Origin of the sequence: Streptomyces sp. NPDC058653 (genome assembly GCF_042716895.1) — a bacterium.
GTDB lineage: Bacteria > Actinomycetota > Actinomycetes > Streptomycetales > Streptomycetaceae > Streptomyces.
On record NZ_JBHXRM010000001.1, the window covers coordinates 111584 to 132770 of the forward strand.

The following is a 21187-nucleotide window of genomic DNA, read 5'->3' on the forward strand; positions in this document are numbered from 1 at the left end:
AGGAGAGTTGAACACGTAGGTGGGACACCTTGTCCCGTCGCGATAACCGTTGGCTTCGTGGCTACCACAGAGCGTAAGAAACCTGAAACGCGCGGGCTGCTTCGGCCGAGACGAGAAACTCGCGAAGGAGGTTGACTCATGCAGGAACAGACGAAACTCACCGTGGCGACCGCCATTATCGGTGGCTACGTACTTGGGCGAACCAAGAAGGGCCGTCTCGCGCTGACGCTGGCCACGGTGGTGGCCGGGCGAGGACTCGGGCGCGGTCCCCGGGAGCTGGTCACCCAGGGGGTACGCCGACTGGGTGACGCGCCAAAGGTCGCGGAGCTACAGGAACAGTTCCGGGGTCAGGGCGTCCAAGCCGCGCGTAGCGCGCTGTCGGCCGTCACCGACCGGAGCATGGGATCGCTGGCCGACGCGATCAGTGGTCGCGCCACGGCGCTCACCCAGAAGGACGACGAAGGCGATGAAGCCGACGAAGCCGATGAGGGTGACGAGAACGACGACGAGAACGTGAAGCAGGAAGAGGAAGAGGAAGAGGAGGAGGACGAGGAGGAAGAAGAAGGAGCGGAAGACGAGGAGGGTGCGGACGACGAGGAGGAAGAGGAACCGTCCTCCGCGAAGCGTCGCCGTCCCACCCGCGCCTCCGGTACCCGCCCGGGGCCGAAGAAGGCTCCCGCCCAGAAGAAGCCCGCAGCCAAGAAGGCGCCAGCGAAGAAGGCCGCGCCCGAGAAGAGGGCGGCGAAGAAGACCGCTCCGTCCCGCGCGAGCCGTCGGAGGTGATTCCCTATGACCGGCACGAAACAGGACGCCCCCACGGACTCCGCGCCCACCAACGCGGAGAGGGTGCGTGAGGAACTCGGCCACTACGTCTCGTTGCGGCTGGACCGTGTCGTCGACAGGGTGGGCGGCAAACTGACCGGCCTCACCGGCAAGTTGACGGACATCGCTGAGAAGGACGGACAACTGCCCGCGATCGGTTCACGAATCCTGCACGGTGAGAATCCGGTCAAGTCCCTGGTCTCCGAGAAGGCGAAATCCGTCAAGGACTCCGTGGTGGACAAAGCCAAGGACCTGACCGGCCTCGGCGGGAACGGACCTGGTACCGGCGACACCAAGATCACGAACATCGTCGAAGTCCTCGATGTCGGGGTGCCGTTGAGGACGGCCTACGACTACTGGACCGAGTACGACAAGTTCGGCGAGTTCACCAAGGGCGTGGGCAACGTCTCGAAGGACGAGGACGACGGGACGACGAGCAAGTGGACGACGAAGGTGGGCCCTTCGACCCGCAGCTTCGAGGCCACCGTCTTGGAACAGATCCCCGACGACCGCATCCTCTGGACCTCCGAGGGTTCGAAGGGCACCACTCAGGGGGCCGTCAGCTTCCACGAGATGGCGCCCAACCTGACGAGGATCGTGTTGGTGGTCGAGTACGAACCGTCCGGCTTCTTCGAGAAGACGGGCAACCTCTGGCGCGCCCAAGGCCGTCGCATGCGGCTCGACTTCAAGAACTTCCAGCGGTACGTGACTCTCACCGACACCGAGCCCGAGGCCTGGCGTGGGGAGATCCGGGACGGCGAAGTCGTCAAGACACACGAAGAGGCCATGGAAGCGGAGGACGAGGAAGCAGAGGGAGCCGAGGACGAGGACCAGGAGCCCGATGACGAGGAGGCGGAGGGAGCGGACGCCGAGTCCGACGATGAGGAGCCCGATGATGAAGAGTCCGACGACGAGGAAGAGGCGGGCTGAGCCGAGCTGAGGCGGGTGACTGCCCGGCCGCCTCAGTACGGCATCCCCCGTGCGGTCCGCCGTCGTTCGGACCTGCCGTCGTTCGGACCTCAGGGGCCCGCGTTCCCGATGGGACGCGGGCCCCAGGGCCGTACCCGGAAGATCAGGCCGCTTGCCGCCTCGGGGTCACGAGGTCACTTGGAGTCCCGGTCCGGCATGGGTGAGTAGGTGGTGGGCCCGGGGGTCTTGCCCTCCGGGGGGTACTCGCAGTCGAGCGTGGACATCTCGTAGTCGTCGCCCTCGTTCTGCTCCTGGTCCACGATCACCGCGGCCGTACACGCCCGGCCGTGCTCGTCGGTGAACGTGATTATCTCGCTGTAATCCGTCGGCGCGCTGCACCCCGCGAGCAGCAGGGCCGCTCCCGCGACCATCGCCACGCCGAACCCCCGTACGCGTTTCATCCCTTACCCCTTCGCGTCCTTTTTTCGCCGACCAACTCGGCCGCCGCGCAGCACCGTAGCGGTCGACAACGGTCAGGTCATGATGCCCGGGAAACGCCGCTTCTGGGTATGACCGCACGGTGATGACCAGCCGAACATTCGCAGCTCCCGACAGGCAGATTCCTTCGCCAGGCGAAGAGCACGGTCATCGCCACACAGATCAGCGCGAAGATCACGACCCCGCCCGTCTGGCCCCTGACGAAGTACGAGAACGAGGCGACGGTGAACACACCGGACGCGAGTCCGAACGAGGACGTGAGCACCGGCACCGCCCGCTCCGCCGGCAGAACCGCGCCGACGGCCAGCGCGGCGACGATCAGCGCGTCGGGGACGACGAACGCGCTGTCCACGTCCCTCAGCAGGAGATTGAGGAACGTTCCGAGGCTGATGAAGACAGCCGCGTATCTGCCGGTGGTGAGAGTGTTCGGCATTGCCGCCTCCTCGGGCACGGCACCGCGGGCATGACGGGGCTCCGCCGACCACGGTGGTCGATGTCATTTGTCTACACCGTAGACGCGATCGAGAGCCTTTGTCTACGGCGTAGACAAGGTGCGACAATACGAGCATGTCCAAGCCCCGCTTCCTCACGCCCGAACTGATCGCCCGCACGGCCCTGGAACTGGGCGACCGATCCGGCGAGAAGGCGATGACCATGCGCCGGATCGCCTCCGAGCTGGGCTGCGATCCCATGGCGCTCTACCGCCACTTCCGGAGCCGCGAGTTGCTGCTCGACGCCGTCGCCGATCTCGCTGTCGCCGACGCGGCCGACCCAGACCCGGATCTCGCCTGGGACGAGCGCATCACGGCGGCGGCGCACGCCATCCGCGCCGCCGCGCTCGGACATCCGGGGATCTCGTTCCACATCGCCTCACGCCCGCCCATGGGGGAGAACGGCAGGCGGCTCGGTGCGGCCATGCTCACCGCGCTGGACGAGGCCGGGATGACGCCCGTCACGGCGGTACGGAGCGTGCAGACGCTGGTGGCCTATCTGGCCTCTTCCTTGGCCATGGCCGTACACGCGGGGGTGCGGGACGAGCGCTGGGAGGAAGTACGTGACGTGGTCAGCGAGTTGCCCGAGGCCGACGCCCCCGGCGAGGAGCTGTTCGTCGTCGGGTCGGCCGAGCAATTCCGTTTCGGGCTGAGGCTGTTGCTGGCCGGCATCGAAGTGGAAGCCGCCACCGAGTCCGCGGCCAAGGCCAAGACCGACACCGACACCGACACCGAAACCAACACGGGACCCGCGTCCACGTCCACGTCCGAGGCCAAGGACCGCTAGTCCGGTGTGCGGTGGTCCCCTCTGCTCCTATTCTCATGCGGACGCGGCATCGGGGGAGAGGGCGTGCGCATGGACGGGTCGCAGAGGCACAAGTCGGTCTGGATCGGCCGCTATCAGCTGATCCGCAGGCTCGGTGAGGGCGGCATGGGGCAGGTGTATCTGGCCCGCTCGACCCGTGGCCGTACGGTAGCCGTCAAGGTCGTCAAGGAAGAGCTGGCCCGTAAGCCCGACTTCAGGCGCCGCTTCGCCCAAGAGGTGCAGGCGGCGCGGCTCGTCGGCGGCGAGTGGACCGCGCCGGTGCTGGACGCCGACACGGACGCGCCGACCCCCTGGGTCGCGACCGGCTTCATCGCGGGGCCCTCGCTCAACGAGGTGGTCGGCGAGCAGTACGGACCGCTGCCCCTCAACTCCCTGCGATCGCTGGCGATCGGGCTGATCCACGCTCTGCGGGCCATCCACGGCGCCGGGCTCGTCCACCGTGACCTCAAGCCGTCCAACGTCCTGGTGACGGTCGACGGGCCGCGCGTGATCGACTTCGGCATCGCACGCGCCCTCGACGTGGCGGCGCAGTCGGCCGACGAACTCACCCGAACCGGCGCCATCGTGGGGACACCCGGCTTCATGTCACCCGAGCAGGTGCGCGGGGAACGGGTGACGTACGCCAGTGACATCTTCTGCCTCGGCGCCGTACTGGCGTACACGGCGACGGGGCGCCAGCCCTTCGGCTCGGCCGAAGGCGGGCTGCACGCGCTGCTCTTCCGCATAGCCGAGTCCGAGGCCGACACGGCGGGGATCCCCGAGCCGTGGCAGTCGCTGATCGCGGCCTGCCTCGCCAAGGACCCTTCCCAACGGCCCTCGCTGGACGACCTGTTGGCGCGCGTCGAGGAGACCCCGGACCCGGGCGGCGCGTGGTTGCCGGGCGAGGTTCTGGCGGCGCTCGGCAGGCAGGCCGTGAAGGTACTGGACGAGGAGGACCCGGAGGAGTTCGAACTCGCCGGGATCACGACGGCCCCCGGGCCGACAGACGGGCCGGGCTTCGGACCGCCTGTCCCGTCCGCCCCGCCGGCTTCCCCGTCGCAGAGCCCACCGCCCGCCGGGGTCGGGCGGAACTCCCCGCCCGCCGCTGTGGGGACCGTCCCGCAGGACGGTCCGTACGGCCCGCCGCCCTTGCCGTCCAATCCCCCTCCCTCCACTCCGCCCTCGCCCCGGACGGCCCGCTCGGCCGACGGCCTGGCCACGGCCCTCAGCGTTCTGCTGGGCCTCTCGGTCCTGCCGCTGCTCTACCGGTTCGTCGTGATCGGCGAGGTCCGCTCCCAACTCGGTGACGTACCAAGCCACTTCCCCACCGCGTACATCAAGGACTTCGAGGATCTGAGGTCCGCGACGAGGGCGGCGGAGGTCGGCACGGTGCTGGTGGGGGTGGCGGTGGTGATCATGTGGTCGCTCTGGTTCCGGCGTACGCGGATCAACGCCGAAGCCTTCGCGCCGGGGCGGATACGCCATCCGGCGGGGATGGCGGTCGGCTCCTGGTTCACCCCGCTCGTCAATCTCTACATGCCCAAGCAGATCAGCAACGACATCTGGACGGCGACGACCGGCCGGCCGGCGGGCGCACAGCGGTGGCTGCTGCACACGTGGTGGTGGCTCTGGCTCGCCCATATGGCTGCCTATCTGAACGACTCGGTCGGCGACTGGCACGAGAGCGATGCCGCCGGCGATGCCCTGGACACCGTCACCGCCTCGCAGGTGGCCGGTGTCGTCGGCGTCCTGTCGGCGGTGGTGGCCCTGGCCTTCGTCACCCGGCTCACCTCCCTCCAGAAGGCGAGGATTGGAGGAGACGCCTGAAACGCCTCCCCTGACGGACGACGGGCGGACGGCAAAAAGGACCAACCCACCGGATCGTGGCCCGAGCGGATCGCGGTGTGGCGTCAGCCCTGGACCTCGGCGCCCGTCGTCCAGAGCCGGAGCTTGTCCGGGTTGAGTACGGCCCAGATACGCCGGATCCGCTCGCCCGCGAAATCGAAGGCCACCACGGACACGGTGACGCCGTCCGCCCGGGCCACGAGCCCGGGCCTGCCGTTCACCGCGCACTCCACGAGCGTCACGTCCACCGCCGTACCGGCCCGCTCCACGAAGAACCGCGCGATCTCCTCGGCGCCTTCGACCGGGCGAGGTGCCGCGTGGACGAGTCCGCCGCCGTCGCCGGTCGCCGTGGCGTCCGAGGCCAGCAGACCGACCAGGGCATCGATGTCCCTCGCCTCCCACGCCTGCTTGAAGTCCCTGACGATTCCGGCCTGTTGGGCGGTCGGCGCCGCAGGAGCCCGCGACGCCCGGACACGGCGTCGGGCGGAGAAGGCCAGTTGGCGGCAGGCACCGGGCGTGCGGCCGACGATCTCGGCCACGTCGGCGAAGGGGTAGCGGAAGACGTCGTGGAGTACGAAGGCGACGCGCTCGGCCGGGGTCATCGATTCGAGGACGACGAGGAAGGCCATGCCGACCGACTCGTCGAGCGTGACGCGGTCGGCCGGGTCCGCCGCCGTATCGCCCGACCGCCCGCCGACCCACTGCGTGTGGTCGGGCAGCGGCTCGGGGATCCATTCGCCCACGTAGCGCTCCCGGCGGGCACGTGCCGAGCGCAGCAGATCGAGGCAGACGCGGCTCGCCACCGTGGTCAGCCAGCCGCCGGGGGAGGCGATGGCCTTCTGCTCCGGCGGGGTCATGGCGTACCAGCGGGCGTACGTCTCCTGTACGACGTCCTCGGCATCGGCGAGTGAACCGAGCAGCCGGTAGGCGAGATTGATCAGCTGACGCCGCTCGCTCATGATCGCGCCCAAGCCCGGCCCGGACCGGCCGTCGCCCGGCTCGGATCGGTGGTCGCCGGGCCCGGACCGGTCGTCGCCCGGCTCGCACGGGTTGGTCATGGTGTCGCAGGCTCCCTCGGTCGCTCGGCCCTCATCCACTCCGACGAGACAGCGCATCGAACTGTCAGGTGGCGGCCGACCCGACCTCGTGCGGACCTCGCGCGGCGCCCCAGCGCCGCCGCTGCCTGACATCACGCCGGGCCGTCTCGTCGTACCGATGAACAGCACGCGATGAACCGCACGCGATGAAGGGGAGACCGACCATGGAATCCGTGAATGTCACGATCGTTTACTACAGTGCCACAGGCACCGTGCACGCCCTGGCCCAGGCCGCCGCCGAGGGCGCGGAGAAGGCCGGCGCGCACGTGCGGCTGCGCAAGGTCGCCGAACTCGCCCCGCCGGAGGCGATCGCCGCCCGGCCGGAGTGGGCCCAGCACCTCAAGGACACCGCCGGCATCGCCGAGGCCGCCCACTCCGATCTGACCTGGGCCGACGCGGTGCTCTTCGGCACTCCGACCCGCTTCGGCAACCCGGCCAGCCAGTTGCGGGCCTTCATCGAGACGACCGGTGGTCTCTGGTACCAGGGCCTGCTCGCGGACAAGGTGTACTCCGCCTTCACCGCCTCCAACACCGCTCACGGCGGACAGGAATCCACCCTGCTGGCGTTGGGCAACACCTTCTACCACTGGGGCGGGATCATCGTGCCTCCCGGCTACACCGACCCCATCCAGTTCCGGTCGGGCAATCCCTACGGCACCTCTCACGTGACCGGTGACGGCCCGCCCGGCGAGGTGGCCCTCCAGGCGGCCCGTCACCAGGCCCGCCGCGTCGTCGACACGGCCGCCGCGCTCAAGGCGGGCCGCGCCGCCTGATCCCGGCACGCCACCCCGGCACCCCTCGCCGACCCGCCCCGGCCCCCGGCCCTGCCCCCGGCCTCTACCTCCTGCCCCCGCCCGGGGGCCGCCGTCGGTCTCTGTGCGATCTTCGCTGTGGGAGCGTGCGCAGCGGCGCTCGCGGCTATCCGGTGGTCACCGGGCGGGGAAGGTCGATGAAGCTCTGCTTTTTGGTGGAGGAGCAGTACCGCTACGACGGTATGCCGGTGGAGGTGATCGCCCAGCTCAGGGAGTGGGGACACCATGTGGACGTGCTGCGGCCCGGCAGTTCGCTGATACGGGTCTCGGACGCCGTACGGGCGGGCACCCACGACGCCTGGGTTCTCAAGACGGTGTCCGGTGGGCCCGGGCTGACGCTCCTGGAAGCCGCGGCGGCTGTCGGCCTGACGACGGTCAACGACGCGCGCTCCGTCCGCGGCGTACGGGACAAGGCGCTGGCGGCGGCGATCGGCCGCAGCGGGGGGCTCCCGGTGCCGATGACATACGTGGCGGCTCGCCCGGAGTTCCTGACGGAGATACCTGACGCCGACTTCCCGCTCGTCGTCAAACCCGCGGAAGGCAGCTCCGGCAGAGGAGTGCGGCTGGTCGCGTCGCCGGGACTGCTGGCCGGGATGAAGGAGGAACTGGCGGCGGAGGGGATGCTGATCGCGCAGCCGTACGTGCCCAACTCGGGGGTGGATCTGAAGGTCTACAGCGTCGCGGGCGAGCTGTACGCGGCCCAGCGGTCCTCACCCCTGCATCCCGGGCAGACCGCTTTCGAGCGGCGGGTGCCGCTGACCTCGGAGGTGGCCGCCATCGTGGCGGCGGCCGGGGCCGTGCACGGGCTCGATCTGTACGGCGTGGACGTACTGCTCGGGCCGGACGGGCCGGTGATCGTCGACGTGAACGACTTTCCGAGCTTCCGTCAGGTCCCGGACGCCACGGCGCGGGTGGCCCGGGCCGTCCTGGACCTGGCCCGTGGCGGAGGCGCCGCGGTGGGGCCGCCCGCCGAAGGCCTCCGGCCGCCGACGGCGCGGGTCCCCGCCACGGCCGGTGAGGCCGGATGAGGATCTGCCTGATCACTCCCCGCCCCGATCATCCGCTCCTGGCCGGTATGACGGCTCTTCTGGGATCGCGGCATCGGATCGAGTCGATCGATCCGACGATGGACGGTCAACTCGCCGCGTACGAGGGTGAGTCGGCCGTCCCGCTCGCCGACGTCTACCTGCTCAAGGCCAGAACCCCGCAGGCGTTGGCGCTCGCCCGGTCGTTGGAGGGGCGGGGTGCCACCGTCGTGAACTCGGCAGCCGCGACCGAGCTGTGCCAGGACCGTACGGCGATGGCCGCCCTGGCCCACCGCGCGGGCCTGCCCTTCGCGAAGACCACGACCATCGCCACGCTGCGCCAACTCGACTCGTCGCCCGGCCTCGTTCACCCGCTGGTGGTGAAGAGCAGACGGAGCCGACGCGACGATCTCGTCACCCGTGTCGACACCCCCGCGCATCTGCGCGCACTCCACGCCACCTGGGGTGATGAACCGGTCGTGGTGCAGCCCTTCACCGAGAACAGCGGCTGGGACCGGAAGCTCTGGGTGATCGGGGGCCATGTCTTCGCCGCGCTCCGCCGCTCGGAGCTGGCGGACGCGGGTGAGCGGGGGCCGACCCTGCCGCTCGCGCTCGGTGATCTGCCGGACGGCTGGATCGAACTGGCCCGCGCGGTCGGTTCCGTCTTCGCGCTGGACGTGTACGGCGTCGACATCATCGATGCCGGCGGCGCCGCGTTGATCGTGGACATCAACGCCTTCCCCGGTGTCCGAGGGCAGTCGGGTGCCCCGCGAGCGCTCGCGGCACTGGCGCTGCGCAAGGCGCGGAGCGGCGTCGCGAAGGGGGCCTGTCGGGAGGCCTGCCGCTAGCTGTACGTATCCCCGGCCGGCTCAGAGCCCGGTGGTGCCCGTCGGCCCACCGGCCGGGACTGGTGTGACGGGTGCGGGGGGTGTGACGGGTGTGGCGCCCCCGTCCCCGTCCCCGCCCTCGATGCCGAGTCGGGCGGCGCCGCCGTCGACGGCAGCCCCCTCCAGGGCCCCGGGAACACCCGTTCCCCGGCCGGCCAGGCGGCAGCCGAAGCAGTCCGGGTGGCCGGCCCGCGCGGTGAGGTCCCTGACCCGCCAGTCCCACTGGCCGGGCGGGCGGGGTCCGGCCGGCTTGCCCCAGCCCACGAGATGCAGGACCAGGGTGACCGCCGCCGCCAGGGCGCATATCGCGAGCCCGAGCCAGATGCCGGGGCGCCACAGGCACATCCCCACACCGGCCACGGTCGTCCCCATGACCGCGAGGGCCGAGCCGGTCCACCCCGCGACGGTGTGTCCGAGATCGACGTCTTCGTGAAGCCCGCTCATGGTTGCTCCTCGCACCCGCCGGGCGACCGCGTCGACGGATAGGGTCGAGTCAGTAGATCTTTCACCAAGTAGATCTCTTAGATGCTAAGGGGATTTTCCATGGAAGGCAAGGCGCGCCCTCCGGCGACCCCCGCCGAGGCGAGGGCCGCCATGGACGGCCTGATCGCCACGAGCCTGGTGGCGCAGCACGCCATCGCTCAGCGGCTCGGTCTCAACGTCACGGACCTCACCTGTATGGGACATGTCCTCGGCGCGGCGTCCGCCCCGCTGACGGCCGGTGAGCTGGCCCAACGCGCCAACGTCACCACCGGAGCCGTCACCGGGGTCGTCAACCGGCTGGAGAGTGCCGGGTTCGTCGAGCGCCGGGCCGACCCCGCCGACCGGCGGCGGGTGCGCATCGTGGCCCGGGACACGGCGAATCGCCGGCTCTACGAGGTGTACGAACCCTTCTACGCCCGGCTCGCGGACCTCTTCGCCGACTACTCGCCCGACGAGATCGCGGTCCTGGGGGACTGGCTGACCCGGGCAGGGGGGCTGATGACCACGTATCTGGAGGAGTTGCGGGAGCAGGGAGACGCCTGAGGGACGGGCAGGGGCCGGCCGTCGGCCCCTGCCCCGTGGCCTCTCCTGCGGTGCCGCGTCCGGGCGCGCGGCCAAGCGGTCGGCCGGGCGCGCGCCCAGGTGTGTGGTCAGGCGCGCGCCCGGCGGTCGCCGGGACTAGGCGGACGGCAGGGTGACCACCTTGATGTTGAACGTGTGGGCGCCCAGACCGCCCGCGATGCCCATGAAGAGCAGGGCGAAGTGCTCCTGTCCGCGTGAGGTGGTGATGCCGCCCATGTCCAGTTGGGACGAGGGGGGCCAGCCGAGATCGGTGAGCAGTCGGCCGGTGGTGCGTTTGGCGTCGGCGTCGTCGCCGGAGAGGAAGACGGTACTGGGGCCGTCGAGACCGTCCGGGGCGGTCATCACGGTGGAGTCCATGGTGCAGAGCGTCTTGACGACGGGGGTCAGGGGAAAGGCCTCCTGGATCTGTTCGGCCAGGCTGCTGTTGGGGTGTGAGAGCTCGGTGAAATCGTCGGAGAGGCCGACCCCGACATCGATCAGCGGGGTGCCTGCCAGGGCCGGAGCCCCGATGGAGCGCAGCAGCTCCACGGAGACCGTCCCCGGGGTGGCGTTGACCAGTACCTCCGCGTGGGCGGCGGTCTCGCTCAGGCCCGCCACGGGAAGGCCGATGTCGGTGCGGTCCGCGGGCCGGCGTGACCCGAGGAGTACGTCGTGCCCTGCCGCGCGCCAGCCGTGGGCGAGTGCGCGGCCGACATTGCCGGTGCCAAGAAGTCCTATACGCATGCTGTGACGCTAGGCGTCGTCGGCTCCCACCGGATCGGGCCCTGGCCCCGGTCGGGTCGGCACCAAAGGCGTAGTTCCACGGTCGCTCCCGGGGTCCTGACGGAGATCGAACCGCGCCGCGTGCGCGACCAACCGGCCCAGTCCCAGCCCTTGTTCAGAACCCGTCACGCCGTCAGATGTGGGCCATGACCTGACGTACCGGCCGGCCGAGTGCGTCGGCCAGCGCGGTCAGCTCCTCGTCCGTGAACCAGTCGCGCCCGGGATTCCAGACCGCTATCTCGAACCGGGCGAAGCCGCACGGCCAGTCGTACTCCAAGGTGTCGATGGACAACTCGACGCCGCAGCAAGGGACTTGGTACAGGAGCGTGGTCAGGCCACCGTCCGCCGATGACTCCACGAGCTCGGTCCACCAGCCGAGATCGACGGAACCGGCGCACCGCGGGCACCCGATCCCCTCCAGATTGGCCCCGCAGTCGACGAGGGTGAGCGTCTCGTGCCAGCTGACCTCGACCTCGGCGAAGCCGTCGGGCGGCCCCTGGATCAGCTCGGCCACGACCGCGACCGCCCGGTCTGCGGCCTCCGGGCCGGGCTGCCAGTGCGGGTCGGCCGGTATGACCGACAGGATGTTGTCGCTCATCCACAGACTCGATTCGTCATAGGCCCCGGGGGGAGCGGGGAGCGGCGGGGCCGGGCGGAATCAGACGACGCAGAACTCGTGCCCCTCGGGGTCGGCCATCTCCACATGGTCCGGCCTGCCCCGCAGCTCGTGCTCGCGTATCACCGTCGCTCCCGCCGCGGTCAGCCGCTCGACCTCGGCGACGACCCGTGGCCACCGGGTCTCCCAGGGGATGTCCCGGCCCCCGCCGACCCGTAGATCCAGATGCAGTCTGTTCTTCGCCACCTTCGACTCCGGGACCTTGAGGAAGGAGAGGCTGGGCCCGACGCCGTCCGGATCCGCGAGATACGCCCCGTCGTCCCACTCCTCCTCCGGAACCCCGCAGTCGAGGAGCCACGCCTCCCAGGTGGAGAAACCCTCGGGCGGGGGCGGCTCGGCATACCCCAGGGCGAGCGCCCAGAACTCGGCCAGTTTCGAGGGGTGCGCGCAGTCGATCGTCAGACTCCACGTGGTGGACACGGTGCCTCCTAGGTCATGTGTACGAACCGTATCGAGCACCACTGACAACGCCCCCTTTCCCAGGCGCCGCACGGAAAGCAGTACCGCGTGCGCGCCCCGGCCGATAATCTCCGCCCCGCGGAGAGATCCCGTCCAACACCCCGACCGGAATGCGGCAGCGGCGGAGCCGCCACCCGCCCGGAAGCTCGACTGGAAGGTCCTGTCATGGCCAGTAAGCTCACCGAGCTCGCGATCGACTGCGCCGATCCCGTCGGTCTCGCCCGGTTCTGGTGCGCGGTCCTCGACTACGAGGTCCAGGACGAGGACGACGGGCTCGTCACCATCGGCTCCCCCGCCCTGCCCGAAGGCAGGAACCTTCCCGGCCCGGTCGCCCCGACGCTGACCTTCGCGCGGGTCCCCGAGGGCAAGACCGTCAAGAACAGGCTCCACCTCGACATCAACGCGACCGACAGGGAACAGGCCGAAGAGGTCCGCCGTCTGCTCGATCTCGGCGCGCGACACGCGGACGTCGGCCAAGGCGACGACGTCGACTTCGTCGTGCTCGCCGACCCGGAGGGCAACGAGTTCTGCGTCCTCGCGGGCCGCTACCCCTGACCGTGCGCTCGGTGAGGTGACCTGGCCACCCAGCGCGCCCACTTCCCGACCGTCGGAAGCGCCGCCGGCAGGCCGGTCACGGCTCGGTCGTCGACTCCTGGGACGCGGCGGACATCGCACTTCCGCGGCCCGGAGGGTGACCCCTGCACCGCCCCCTCGCTCCGGTGGAATTAGGGGTTGATCGCCCGGGGGCGGTGCATATGCTTGGCGGATGCGCTACTTGCGGGCCCGCCGAGTTCGGAGCGATTACCGGTGACGACCTATGAGATACGTGGCGCGGCGCCGCCCCCCTCGGACCTGATGTCCGGGCTCGACGCCACGCCGGACACCGTCCTCCCCTCCCCGGCGCGACGCGCTCCGTCGCCGAAGAAGCCCGGACGCCTCGTCGCGACGAGCGACCTGCACATCCGGTACGCGGAGAACAGGAAGATCACCGACTCGCTGTGGCCCGAGTCCGAGCACGACTGGCTCCTGGTGGCCGGTGACATCGGCGAGTTGGTGTCCGACATCGAATGGACCCTGCGCACGCTGAGCGAGCGGTTCGCGAAGGTCATCTGGGTGCCCGGCAACCATGAGCTGTGGACCGCGCCCGACGATCCGGTCCAGCTCAGGGGCGACGCCAAGTACCGCCATCTCGTTGAGCTCTGCCGGGGGATGGGCGTCGTCACGCCGGAGGACCCCTACCCCATCTGGGAGGGCGAGGGCGGCCCGGCCGTGATCGCGCCGCTGTTCCTCCTCTACGACTACTCCTTCCGGCCCGCCGGCACCGACTCCAAGGCATCCGCCCTCGCGGTCGCCGAGGCCGCCGGCGTCGTCTGCACCGACGAGTTCCTGCTCCACCCCGACCCGTATCCCAGCAGGGAGGCGTGGTGCCGGGCCCGGCTCGCGGCGACCGAGCGCCGACTGGCGGAGATCCCCGAGGAGTTGCCGACCGTCCTGATCAACCACTGGCCGATCGTGCGCGAACCCACGAACGTGCTGTGGCGCCCGGAGTTCGCGCTGTGGTGCGGCACCGAGGCGTCGGCGGACTGGCCGAGCAGGTTCCGGGCGGCCTCGGTCGTGTACGGGCATCTGCACATACCCCGGCTGCTGTGGTGCGACGGGGTGCCTCATCAGGAGGTCTCCCTCGGCTATCCGAGGGAGTGGGGACGGCGTACGCAGGAGCCGGGCCGCCCCGTACAGATCCTGCCGTTGCCGATCCGTGAGGAAGCGGGGCAGAAGCGATGATCGAGCGCATCGTGCCGGCCGAGGTGGAGACCGCCGAGGCGTACGGAGACCTCGCCGAGGCCAAACTCTTCCCGGAGGAGGCCCTGTTGGTGAAGTCCGCCGTGGCCCAGCGCCGCGGCGAGTTCGCCACCGCCCGGCACTGCGCCCGCCAGGCCCTGACACGGCTGGGCGCGCCGGCGGGGGCCATCCTCACCGGTGAACGCGGCTCGCCGCTGTGGCCCGAGGGAGTGGTCGGCAGCATCACCCACTGCCTGGGCTACCGCGCGGCCGTGGTCGCCCGTCCCGCGCACGTCGTCTCGATCGGCGTCGACGCGGAGCCCGCGCAGCCGCTGCCACCGGGGGTGCTGGAGGCGGTGGCGCTGCCCGACGAGCAGATCGCCGTCAAGGAACTCCTGGAGTCCGCGCCGGAAGTCGCCTGGGACCGGCTGCTGTTCAGCGCCAAGGAGTCCGTCTACAAGGCGTGGTTCCCGCTGACGAGGCGCTTCCTGGAGTTCGAGCAGGCCCGGCTCGCCTTCGACCCGGAGAACGGGACGTTCACCGCCCAGCTGCTCGCCGGACCGGCGCGGGCGGGGAGCCGGACCCTGCACTCGTTCGACGGACGCTGGATGTCGGAGAAGGGCATCGTGCTGACGTCGGTGGCGATTCGCGCGTAACCGACAGGACCCCTGTACAGCGGCGTGACCGGGCTGTTCCGGAGCGGACAGCCCGGTCCTCCGTGTGTCCGTCGCCGCTCAGGCGATCGACGCCGCCACGATCGCCGACACCGCGATGTTGCACGACGCCGTGACCCACACCGCGGGGTGCGGCTCCGCCTCGACCAGCGTCGCGCCCAGCTTGCCCGGCGTCACGAGATCCACCACGAGGAACGCCACGGCCATCATGACCAGGCCGAGCACCCCGAACGCGGCCGTCGACGCGAGACCCTTGCCGAAGTCGTCGTACGTCGTCCAGATGGACGTGAAGACGATGCCGCCGATGCCCAGGAGCGCCGAGCTGAGCAGCAGTGCGGCGTTGCGGTTGCGCTCCTCCCAGATCTGCTTGCCGAGCTTCCCCGGCGTCAGCAGGTCGACGAGGAGGATACCGAGGATCAGAAGGACCACACCGAGAGCGCCGTAGGCGCCGGCCCGGCCAAGTCCGTTGACTATGTCGTTCATTGGGAAGCTCGTCTCCGCTGCTGAAGATGATCGTGGCAAAGGCGTCGCAAAATGTATCGCACGGTGCGCGAGGTGCGAGAGGGAGCGGGAAACCGCAGCCGAACCGCGTCCCGACCGTGGCCGGAAGCTCGTGTTCCCCGACCTCATTATCGATCAACATGCCTAAGATCCTGATTTGTCCGGCTGTACGGAGCGAACAGAACAGGCACAGACATGCACCACATGAGGCGGCGCGACCTGCTCACTACGATCGGTGCCACCGCCGTCGCGGCAGGCGCGCCGGCACGCGCGTCCGCCGCCGACGGCGGCCCCGCGCCCGCCACCGAGAGGACACCAGTCGTGCAAGCCGCCACCCCGGCCAGCTCCCCGGACGCCCCGTCGGCCGACTTCCCCGCCGACACCGCTTCCGCCTCCCCGGCCCGGAACGATCCGTACGACCGTCCCGTCGCCGAACTGCTCGCCCGGATGACCGACGACGAGAAGCTCGGCCAGCTCCAGCAACTCGCCTGGGCGGGTGCCACCGGCCCCGGCGGCACCCAGACCCGGCAGGCCGAAGAGGCCGCCCGCGCGGGCCTGTTGGGCTCCGTACTGAACATTCACGGCGCCAAGGAGAGCAACGCCCTCCAGCGCATCGCGGTCGAGGAGTCCCGGCTCGGCATCCCGCTGATCTTCGGCCTCGACATCATCCACGGCTTCTGGACGACCTTCCCGATCCCGCTCGCCCAGGCCGCCAGCTTCGACCCGGCGGTGTCCGAGCTGGACGCGTCGGTCTCGGCGGCCGAGGCGCGCTCCAACGGCGTCCACTGGACGTTCGCGCCGATGATGGACGTCACCAGCGAGCCGCGCTGGGGACGGATCGCCGAGTCCGGGGGCGAGGACCCGTATCTGAACGCCGTGCTGGCCGCAGCCAAGGTACGCGGCTACCAGGGCACCGACCTCAAGGCGAAGGACCGGATCGCCGCCTGCGCCAAGCACTACGTCGCGTACGGCGGGGCGGAGGGCGGCCGGGACTACAACACCGTCGACGTCTCCGAGGCGCGGCTGCGCAATCACTACCTGCCGCCGTTCAAGGTGGCGGTGGACGCCCAAGTGGCCACGGTCATGGCCGCGTTCAACACCATCAGCGGCGTCCCGGCCCACGGCAACGCGCACACCCTCACCCGGATCCTCAAGCAGGACTGGGGATTCGACGGCTTCGTCGTCAGCGACTGGTCCGGAGTGCGGGAACTGATCCCGCACGGCTTCGCCGCCGACGGCGCTGACGCCGCCCGGCTCGCGCTCGGCGCCGGTGTCGACATGGAGATGGTCAGCACCCACCTCGCGGACCACGGACGGGCTTTGCTGCGCGAGGGACGGATCGACGCCGCGCGTCTCGACGACGCGGTGACCCGTGTCCTGCGCGTCAAGTTCCGCCTCGGGCTCTTCGACGACCCGTACGTACCGGAGGCGGCCGAGATCCCCGGCCCGACGGCGCGGGCCCGGTCCGCCGCCCGCACGGCCGCCGCGCGCTCCATGGTGCTGCTGAGGAACGAGGGGGGAGCGCTGCCGCTCGCCAAGGGCGCCCGGTCCGTCGCCGTCGTCGGGCCGTTCGCCGACTCCGCCGATCTCCAGGGCACCTGGGCCGGGCCCGGCGCCGAGAAGTTCCGGTCCGTCACGGTGCTGGAGGGCGTACGCGCAGCCCTGCCGGACGCCGAGGTGACCCATGCCCTCGGCATCGACCCCGCCGGGAAGGACGCCGGCACGCTCCCGGCCGCCGTCGCGGCGGCGCGGGCAGCCGACGTCACCGTCGTCGTCGTGGGGGAGAGCCCCGCCATCAGCGGTGAGGGGAACTCACGCAGCGACATCGGACTGCCCGGCCGCCAGGAGGAGTTGATCGCCGGGGTGGCGGCGACGGGCAAGCCGTACGTCGTCGTCCTCGTCAACGGCCGCCCCCTCACCCTCGGCGACTGGGCCGACGACGCGCTGGCGATCCTGGAGGCCTGGCACCCCGGTATGGAGGCCGGGAACGCGGTCGCCGACGTACTGTTCGGCTCCGTCGACCCCGGCGGCAGGCTCCCGGTGTCCTTCCCCCGTACGGTCGGCCAGATCCCGGTCAACTACAACCACGAGCGGACCGGCCGCCCCTACGACCCGGCCGACCCGGACCAGCGCTACGTCTCCCGCTATCTGGACGTGGCCGACGGCCCGCGCTACCCCTTCGGCCACGGTCTGAGCTACACCACCTTCACGCTCACCGAGCCCTCGCTCAGCCGGAACTCGATCGCCGCCGCGTCCCTGCGCGAGGGCGACACGGTGGAGGTCGCCGTCACCGTACGCAACACGGGGGAGCGCGAGGGGGACGAGGTCGTCCAGCTCTATCTCCACGACCCGGTCGCGAGCATCGTCCAGCCGGTGCGGCGGCTGCGCGGATTCCGCCGGGTGACCCTCGCGGCCGGGAAGTCCACCACCGTGCGATTCAGCCTCGGCGCGGACGATCTCGGTTTCTGGACCAACGATCCCCAGGGGCGTTTCGTGGTCGAGGAGGGCACGGTCGACATCATCGTCGGCACCAGCTCGACGGCGACGGCCAAGGACACCCTGACGGTCACCTGAGATCCCCGGGCGCCCGCCGACCGGGTTGGCGTCCACTTGTTTCGGGAAGAGGCGCGCCGGATGATTCCGGCGGGCCTCTTCCTCGCGGGGGAGAGCGCCGGAGCGCTTTCGCCGACGACCAGGGAGACGAACCCGCCATGGCAGAGATCGACATCCGCGACAACCGGGCGCAGGGCCGGCTGGAGGCGTACGAGGGCGACGAGCTCGTCGGCGTCGTGGGCTACTTCGTGCTGGCCGGAGCCCCCGCCGCGCTCGTGGCCGTCCATACCGTGGTGGAGCCGGGCCACGAGGGCAAGGGCATCGCGGGCGCGCTGGTGAAGGAGTTCTACGAGACCGCCGGGCGCGAGGGCGTGCCCGTCGTACCGCTGTGCCCGTACGCCGCCAGGTGGGCGCAGCGGCACCCGGACGAGGTGTCGGTGGCACCCGCCGCCGGCGAGGAGACGGTACGCGCCGCGGAGGCCCAGCTGAAGGCGGACTCCACGCGCTGGTGAGACCCGCGGGGACGATGCGCCGGGTCGATCATGAGTGGACCCGGCGCGCGTGGGCACGCGCATCGCGAGACATTGGGAACGCACGAGTCCGTACTTTTGGAGGACTGGCATGACCCATCCGTATCCCGACCCCGTACCGCCCACGCCCACCCCGCCGCCCGGCCCGCCCGGCCCCGAACCGGGCCCCGCTCCCGGCCCTGTCCCGGGCCCCTCGCCGGTCCCCGCACCCCCGCCGGGCCCGACGCCCGACCCCATCCCGAGCCCCCCGGGCCCCGACCCGGTGCCGGACCCGGAGCCCCAGCCGGGCCCTGTGGGTTAGGCACTGTTCGCCGTGGTCCTCCGGGACGCGTCACCCGGCCCCCTCGCACACGAGAACCACGCACCGGAGCCCTCGGCCGCCACGGCCGAGGGCTCCGGTACGCCCCGGTGGGGGCGGGTGTCTCGGGGGGCGATCAGTGGGGGAGCGACCCCGGGCCCGTCGCCCACGCCTTGTCCGGCTCGGCCGTGAGAGTGAAGCCGAGCGAGCCGCCGCGCCGTACCAGCGAGGAGTCGACCCAGGACGCGTCACGGACCCGGCCGTTCAGCCGGACCTCGTCCACGTACTGGTTGGCGTCGGACGCCGCCGGAGCCGTGATCGTGACGGCGCGCCGTCCGCCCGCCCCCGCGATCACCGCGCGCGGGAACAGAGGCGCCGTCAGCAGCAGGTCACCACGGCCGGGGGCCTGCGGGTAGACGCCGAGCGCCGCGAAGACGTACCAGGCGGACATCGTGCCGAGGTCGTCGTTGCCGGGAAGCCCCGAAGGGCCGGTCCCGTACACCGTGTCGACGATCTCGCGGACGGTCTCCTGGGTCTTCCAGGGCTGCCCGAGCGCGTTGTACAGCCAGGGCGCGTGGATGCCCGGCTCATTCGTCGGGTCGTAGCGCAGCGCGTCGCCGCCGCGGATCGACCAGGAGCCGTCCGGCTTGTGGAAGAAGAGGTCCAGCCGGGCCGCGGCGGCGTCCCGGCCGCCCATGGCCTCGGCCAGGCCCTGCACGTCCTGCGGCACCATCCAGGTGTACGTGGCCGCGCTGCCCTGTGCGAAGCCGCGGTCGGACGCGGGGTCGAAGGGAGTGACCCACGTACCGTCCAGATTCCTGGCCTGGATGTAGCCCGCGCCAGCCGTGGCCCCCGGGTTGAACACGTTCTTCCAGTAGCCGCCCCGCTCGGTCAGCTCCCGCCGCTCCCGGTCACGGCCGAGCTGCCCGGCCCACTCGGCGAGCGCGGCGTCGGCGACGGAGTCCTCCAGGGTCTCGGCGGCACCGCCCCAGCAGTGACACACGTCCTGGGCCGCGTACTTCGAGTCGAGGTACTGCGCCAGATTGGGCCGCTGGCCCTCGCACTGCCCCGGGCAGCCGGCGTCGGACAGGCCGTCCGGGTGCGGCACGGTGGCCTGGCGGTAGAGCGAGTCGAAGGCGCCCTCGGCGTCGAAGTTCCGTACGCCCATGGCGTAGAACGTCGCCAGCGTCGCGGCCGTCGGGTCGCCCGTCATCACATGCGTCGCGCCGCTGATGTGCACCCAGCGGTCCCACACACCGCCGTTCTGCTTCGAGAAGTTGAACAGCGACTGCGCGAAGTCACCGGCGACACGCGGCTCCAGCAGAGCGAGCAGCTGCACCTGTGCGCGGTACTGGTCCCAGCCCGAGAAGTTGCTGTACTGCGCGCCCTGACCGCGCGCCACCCGGTGGGTCCCGCGGTCCATACCGGAGTAGCGGCCGTCCCTGTCGCTGATCAGGTTGGGCTGCTGGAACGAGTGGTAGAGCGCGGTGTAGAACGCGGTGCGCTGCGCCTCGCCGCCCCCGCTGATCGCGACGTCACGCAGCTGCCGGTCCCAGGCCGCCCGGCCCTTCGCCGCCACGTCCGCCACGCTCGCCCGCGACGGGATCTCCCCGCGCAGGTTGGCCTCGGCGCCGGCGAGGGAGACGTACGAGATGCCGAGCCGCATCCTGACATCGTTGTCCCGGGCGGTGTCGAAGCTGACGTAACCGCCGGAGCCCCGACCGGCCCGGTCCGCCCCGGTCCTGTAGCCCTCGCCGCCGTCGGCGGTGGTGGAGCCGGCGGACAGCTGGTCGTCGTGCCAGGTGCCGACAGCGGAGAACGCGCGGTCGAACGAGGCGGTGAAGTGGAGACGGTAGTAGCTGTTGCGGTTGTTCTCACCGCCGTTGGCGCGCCGCCCGCAGAACGCCCCCGTCTCCACCCAGCCGGTGACCTTGCGCGCCTTCTCGTCGATGTCGACGTGCGCGTCCTCGCTGCCGTTCAGGGAGTTGGAGACCCGGAAGAGGAGATTGGCCGGCTTGTCGGCCGGGAAGTCGAAGTCCGCGACACCGGCCCGCTCGCTGACCGCGAGATCCGCGGTCGCGCCCGAGTCGAGCCCCACCCGGTAACGGCCGGGCTCCGCCTTCTCGTTGGCGTGCGAGAAGTCGGCGGCGTACTTCGCGTCCTTGGTGTCGGCGGAGGGCGAACTGTCGACGTCGCCCACGAACGGCATGATCGGTACGTCACCTGCGGCCCCGGGATGACACCCGGCGCCATTGACATGGGTCACGCTCAGACCGCGCATACGGGTCGCGTTGTACGCGTAGCCGTTGGCCGCGCCGGTGTCGGTCTGGTCGCCCCTGGTGCTGGTCGGGGACCAGGCGATCATGCCGAACGGCAGATTCGCGCCGGGGTAGGTGTTGCCGCCGTTGGCCGAGCCGATGAGCGGGTCCACGTACTCCACGGGATGCCGCACCTGCGCGGCGGACGGCTCCGCGACCGCCGCGGTACCGGCGGCGAGTGACGCCACCAGCCCGGCCAGGGCCGCGGCCATGCCACCGCCGGACAGCACCGTTCGGCCCCTTCGTCTCAGCTTCTCCCGGAACGCTCCCATCGCGCACCACGCCCTTTCCTCTGTCGCCACCTGGCTTGAAACCGCTGTGACCATAGGAGGGTTCGGCGGTCCGGCTCCATCCGGCGGGAAGCACGGCCGGTGAACGTTG

General features: G+C 70.9%; 21 protein-coding genes and 1 pseudogene. 13 read left to right on the forward strand and 9 right to left on the reverse strand.

Going from position 1 to position 21187, the window contains the following annotated elements; translation table 11 throughout:
* Window positions 1-138 precede the first annotated feature (138 nt).
* Together ACFWU9_RS00475 and ACFWU9_RS00480 are read left to right on the forward strand one after the other, a co-directional pair.
* Complete coding sequence (locus ACFWU9_RS00475) at window positions 139-783, forward strand: histone protein (protein ID WP_384313394.1); 645 nt, start codon at window positions 139-141, stop codon at window positions 781-783.
* Window positions 784-789: 6 nt separating this feature from the next.
* Window positions 790-1752 (forward strand): SRPBCC family protein, encoded by a 963-nt coding sequence (locus ACFWU9_RS00480; protein WP_384313396.1) that lies wholly within the window; start codon window positions 790-792, stop codon window positions 1750-1752.
* A 173-nt stretch (window positions 1753-1925) separates the two neighbouring features.
* Here ACFWU9_RS00480 and ACFWU9_RS00485 read toward each other — a convergent pair whose 3' ends face one another.
* Together ACFWU9_RS00485 and ACFWU9_RS00490 are read right to left on the reverse strand one after the other, a co-directional pair.
* On the reverse strand, window positions 1926-2192 hold the full coding sequence (locus ACFWU9_RS00485; protein ID WP_384313398.1) for a hypothetical protein: 267 nt from the start codon (window positions 2190-2192) through the stop codon (window positions 1926-1928).
* 77 nt (window positions 2193-2269) lie between these two features.
* Entirely contained in the window at window positions 2270-2662 is a 393-nt protein-coding gene (locus ACFWU9_RS00490; protein ID WP_384313400.1) for a hypothetical protein, read from the reverse strand.
* A gap of 134 nt (window positions 2663-2796) precedes the next feature.
* Between ACFWU9_RS00490 and ACFWU9_RS00495 the strand changes: the two genes are divergently transcribed.
* Both ACFWU9_RS00495 and ACFWU9_RS00500 read left to right on the forward strand, forming a co-directional pair.
* Window positions 2797-3507, forward strand: coding sequence for a TetR/AcrR family transcriptional regulator (locus ACFWU9_RS00495; protein WP_384313401.1), 711 nt, complete (start codon window positions 2797-2799; stop codon window positions 3505-3507).
* Between the two features lie 69 nt (window positions 3508-3576).
* Complete coding sequence (locus tag ACFWU9_RS00500) at window positions 3577-5352, forward strand: DUF4328 domain-containing protein (RefSeq protein ID WP_384313402.1); 1776 nt, start codon at window positions 3577-3579, stop codon at window positions 5350-5352.
* A gap of 83 nt (window positions 5353-5435) precedes the next feature.
* On the opposite strand, the gene sigJ is transcribed toward ACFWU9_RS00500, so the two are convergent.
* Window positions 5436-6428, reverse strand: coding sequence for an RNA polymerase sigma factor SigJ (gene sigJ / locus ACFWU9_RS00505; RefSeq protein ID WP_384313404.1), 993 nt, complete (start codon window positions 6426-6428; stop codon window positions 5436-5438).
* Between the two features lie 203 nt (window positions 6429-6631).
* Between sigJ and wrbA the strand changes: the two genes are divergently transcribed.
* The 3 genes from wrbA to ACFWU9_RS00520 all read left to right on the forward strand — a co-directional run bounded on the left by wrbA (window position 6632) and on the right by ACFWU9_RS00520 (window position 9152).
* Complete coding sequence (wrbA, locus tag ACFWU9_RS00510) at window positions 6632-7240, forward strand: NAD(P)H:quinone oxidoreductase (protein ID WP_384313406.1); 609 nt, start codon at window positions 6632-6634, stop codon at window positions 7238-7240.
* A gap of 176 nt (window positions 7241-7416) precedes the next feature.
* Window positions 7417-8307, forward strand: coding sequence for a RimK family alpha-L-glutamate ligase (locus tag ACFWU9_RS00515; RefSeq protein WP_384313408.1), 891 nt, complete (start codon window positions 7417-7419; stop codon window positions 8305-8307).
* Window positions 8304-9152 carry a RimK family alpha-L-glutamate ligase gene (locus ACFWU9_RS00520; RefSeq protein WP_384313410.1) on the forward strand — a complete coding sequence of 283 codons (849 nt, stop codon included), beginning with the start codon at window positions 8304-8306 and terminating at the stop codon, window positions 9150-9152. The genes ACFWU9_RS00515 and ACFWU9_RS00520 overlap by 4 nt, the downstream gene beginning before the upstream one ends.
* 171 nt (window positions 9153-9323) lie before the next feature.
* Here the strand turns inward: ACFWU9_RS00520 and ACFWU9_RS00525 are convergent.
* Window positions 9324-9635 (reverse strand): annotated as a pseudogene (locus tag ACFWU9_RS00525) (HGxxPAAW family protein); the annotation flags it as partial.
* A 99-nt stretch (window positions 9636-9734) separates the two neighbouring features.
* Between ACFWU9_RS00525 and ACFWU9_RS00530 the strand changes: the two are divergent.
* Window positions 9735-10217, forward strand: a complete 483-nt coding sequence (locus ACFWU9_RS00530; RefSeq protein ID WP_384313412.1) for a MarR family winged helix-turn-helix transcriptional regulator — start codon at window positions 9735-9737, stop codon at window positions 10215-10217.
* A 135-nt stretch (window positions 10218-10352) separates the two neighbouring features.
* On the opposite strand, the gene ACFWU9_RS00535 is transcribed toward ACFWU9_RS00530, so the two are convergent.
* The 3 genes from ACFWU9_RS00535 to ACFWU9_RS00545 all read right to left on the reverse strand — a co-directional run bounded on the left by ACFWU9_RS00535 (window position 10353) and on the right by ACFWU9_RS00545 (window position 12114).
* Complete coding sequence (locus tag ACFWU9_RS00535; RefSeq protein WP_384313414.1) at window positions 10353-10979, reverse strand: NADPH-dependent F420 reductase; 627 nt, start codon at window positions 10977-10979, stop codon at window positions 10353-10355.
* Window positions 10980-11151: 172 nt separating this feature from the next.
* The gene (locus ACFWU9_RS00540) at window positions 11152-11616 is read right to left on the reverse strand and encodes a hypothetical protein (protein ID WP_384313416.1); all 465 of its coding nucleotides are present in this window, start codon (window positions 11614-11616) and stop codon (window positions 11152-11154) included.
* Between the two features lie 60 nt (window positions 11617-11676).
* Window positions 11677-12114, reverse strand: coding sequence for a VOC family protein (locus ACFWU9_RS00545; protein ID WP_384313418.1), 438 nt, complete (start codon window positions 12112-12114; stop codon window positions 11677-11679).
* A gap of 204 nt (window positions 12115-12318) precedes the next feature.
* Between ACFWU9_RS00545 and ACFWU9_RS00550 the strand changes: the two genes are divergently transcribed.
* The 3 genes from ACFWU9_RS00550 (at window position 12319) to ACFWU9_RS00560 (ending at window position 14588) form a co-directional block, all read left to right on the forward strand.
* Window positions 12319-12708 (forward strand): VOC family protein, encoded by a 390-nt coding sequence (locus ACFWU9_RS00550; RefSeq protein WP_384313419.1) that lies wholly within the window; start codon window positions 12319-12321, stop codon window positions 12706-12708.
* A 300-nt stretch (window positions 12709-13008) separates the two neighbouring features.
* On the forward strand, window positions 13009-13935 hold the full coding sequence (locus ACFWU9_RS00555) for a metallophosphoesterase family protein (RefSeq protein WP_384313785.1): 927 nt from the start codon (window positions 13009-13011) through the stop codon (window positions 13933-13935).
* Window positions 13932-14588: a 4'-phosphopantetheinyl transferase gene (locus ACFWU9_RS00560; protein WP_384313421.1), complete on the forward strand. Its 657-nt coding sequence runs from the start codon at window positions 13932-13934 to the stop codon at window positions 14586-14588. Before ACFWU9_RS00555 ends, ACFWU9_RS00560 begins: the two co-directional genes overlap by 4 nt.
* Window positions 14589-14666: 78 nt before the next feature.
* Here ACFWU9_RS00560 and ACFWU9_RS00565 read toward each other — a convergent pair whose 3' ends face one another.
* Window positions 14667-15089 (reverse strand): DUF350 domain-containing protein, encoded by a 423-nt coding sequence (locus tag ACFWU9_RS00565; protein ID WP_384313423.1) that lies wholly within the window; start codon window positions 15087-15089, stop codon window positions 14667-14669.
* Between the two features lie 213 nt (window positions 15090-15302).
* Between ACFWU9_RS00565 and ACFWU9_RS00570 the strand changes: the two genes are divergently transcribed.
* A complete protein-coding gene (locus tag ACFWU9_RS00570) occupies window positions 15303-17681 on the forward strand; it encodes a glycoside hydrolase family 3 N-terminal domain-containing protein (protein ID WP_384313425.1) in 2379 nt (792 codons plus the stop codon).
* Between the two features lie 137 nt (window positions 17682-17818).
* Entirely contained in the window at window positions 17819-18172 is a 354-nt protein-coding gene (locus tag ACFWU9_RS00575; RefSeq protein WP_384313427.1) for a GNAT family N-acetyltransferase, read from the forward strand.
* A 452-nt stretch (window positions 18173-18624) separates the two neighbouring features.
* Here the strand turns inward: ACFWU9_RS00575 and ACFWU9_RS00580 are convergent, their stop codons facing one another.
* Entirely contained in the window at window positions 18625-21018 is a 2394-nt protein-coding gene (locus tag ACFWU9_RS00580; RefSeq protein WP_384313787.1) for a GH92 family glycosyl hydrolase, read from the reverse strand.
* Between the last annotated feature and the right edge of the window lie 169 nt (window positions 21019-21187).

Excerpts from the sequence above, each read along its gene's own strand:
- ACFWU9_RS00475 (WP_384313394.1), top strand. The coding sequence starts at position 139 with ATGCAGGAACAGACGAAACTCACCGTGGCGACCGCCATTATCGGTGGC.
- ACFWU9_RS00480 (WP_384313396.1), top strand. The coding sequence starts at position 790 with ATGACCGGCACGAAACAGGACGCCCCCACGGACTCCGCGCCCACCAAC.
- ACFWU9_RS00485 (WP_384313398.1), bottom strand. The coding sequence starts at position 2,192 with ATGAAACGCGTACGGGGGTTCGGCGTGGCGATGGTCGCGGGAGCGGCC.
- ACFWU9_RS00490 (WP_384313400.1), bottom strand. The coding sequence starts at position 2,662 with ATGCCGAACACTCTCACCACCGGCAGATACGCGGCTGTCTTCATCAGC.
- ACFWU9_RS00495 (WP_384313401.1), top strand. The coding sequence starts at position 2,797 with ATGTCCAAGCCCCGCTTCCTCACGCCCGAACTGATCGCCCGCACGGCC.
- ACFWU9_RS00500 (WP_384313402.1), top strand. The coding sequence starts at position 3,577 with ATGGACGGGTCGCAGAGGCACAAGTCGGTCTGGATCGGCCGCTATCAG.
- sigJ (WP_384313404.1), bottom strand. The coding sequence starts at position 6,428 with ATGACCAACCCGTGCGAGCCGGGCGACGACCGGTCCGGGCCCGGCGAC.
- wrbA (WP_384313406.1), top strand. The coding sequence starts at position 6,632 with ATGGAATCCGTGAATGTCACGATCGTTTACTACAGTGCCACAGGCACC.
- ACFWU9_RS00515 (WP_384313408.1), top strand. The coding sequence starts at position 7,417 with ATGAAGCTCTGCTTTTTGGTGGAGGAGCAGTACCGCTACGACGGTATG.
- ACFWU9_RS00520 (WP_384313410.1), top strand. The coding sequence starts at position 8,304 with ATGAGGATCTGCCTGATCACTCCCCGCCCCGATCATCCGCTCCTGGCC.
- ACFWU9_RS00530 (WP_384313412.1), top strand. The coding sequence starts at position 9,735 with ATGGAAGGCAAGGCGCGCCCTCCGGCGACCCCCGCCGAGGCGAGGGCC.
- ACFWU9_RS00535 (WP_384313414.1), bottom strand. The coding sequence starts at position 10,979 with ATGCGTATAGGACTTCTTGGCACCGGCAATGTCGGCCGCGCACTCGCC.
- ACFWU9_RS00540 (WP_384313416.1), bottom strand. The coding sequence starts at position 11,616 with ATGAGCGACAACATCCTGTCGGTCATACCGGCCGACCCGCACTGGCAG.
- ACFWU9_RS00550 (WP_384313419.1), top strand. The coding sequence starts at position 12,319 with ATGGCCAGTAAGCTCACCGAGCTCGCGATCGACTGCGCCGATCCCGTC.
- ACFWU9_RS00555 (WP_384313785.1), top strand. The coding sequence starts at position 13,009 with ATGTCCGGGCTCGACGCCACGCCGGACACCGTCCTCCCCTCCCCGGCG.
- ACFWU9_RS00560 (WP_384313421.1), top strand. The coding sequence starts at position 13,932 with ATGATCGAGCGCATCGTGCCGGCCGAGGTGGAGACCGCCGAGGCGTAC.
- ACFWU9_RS00565 (WP_384313423.1), bottom strand. The coding sequence starts at position 15,089 with ATGAACGACATAGTCAACGGACTTGGCCGGGCCGGCGCCTACGGCGCT.
- ACFWU9_RS00570 (WP_384313425.1), top strand. The coding sequence starts at position 15,303 with ATGCACCACATGAGGCGGCGCGACCTGCTCACTACGATCGGTGCCACC.
- ACFWU9_RS00575 (WP_384313427.1), top strand. The coding sequence starts at position 17,819 with ATGGCAGAGATCGACATCCGCGACAACCGGGCGCAGGGCCGGCTGGAG.
- ACFWU9_RS00580 (WP_384313787.1), bottom strand. The coding sequence starts at position 21,018 with ATGGCCGCGGCCCTGGCCGGGCTGGTGGCGTCACTCGCCGCCGGTACC.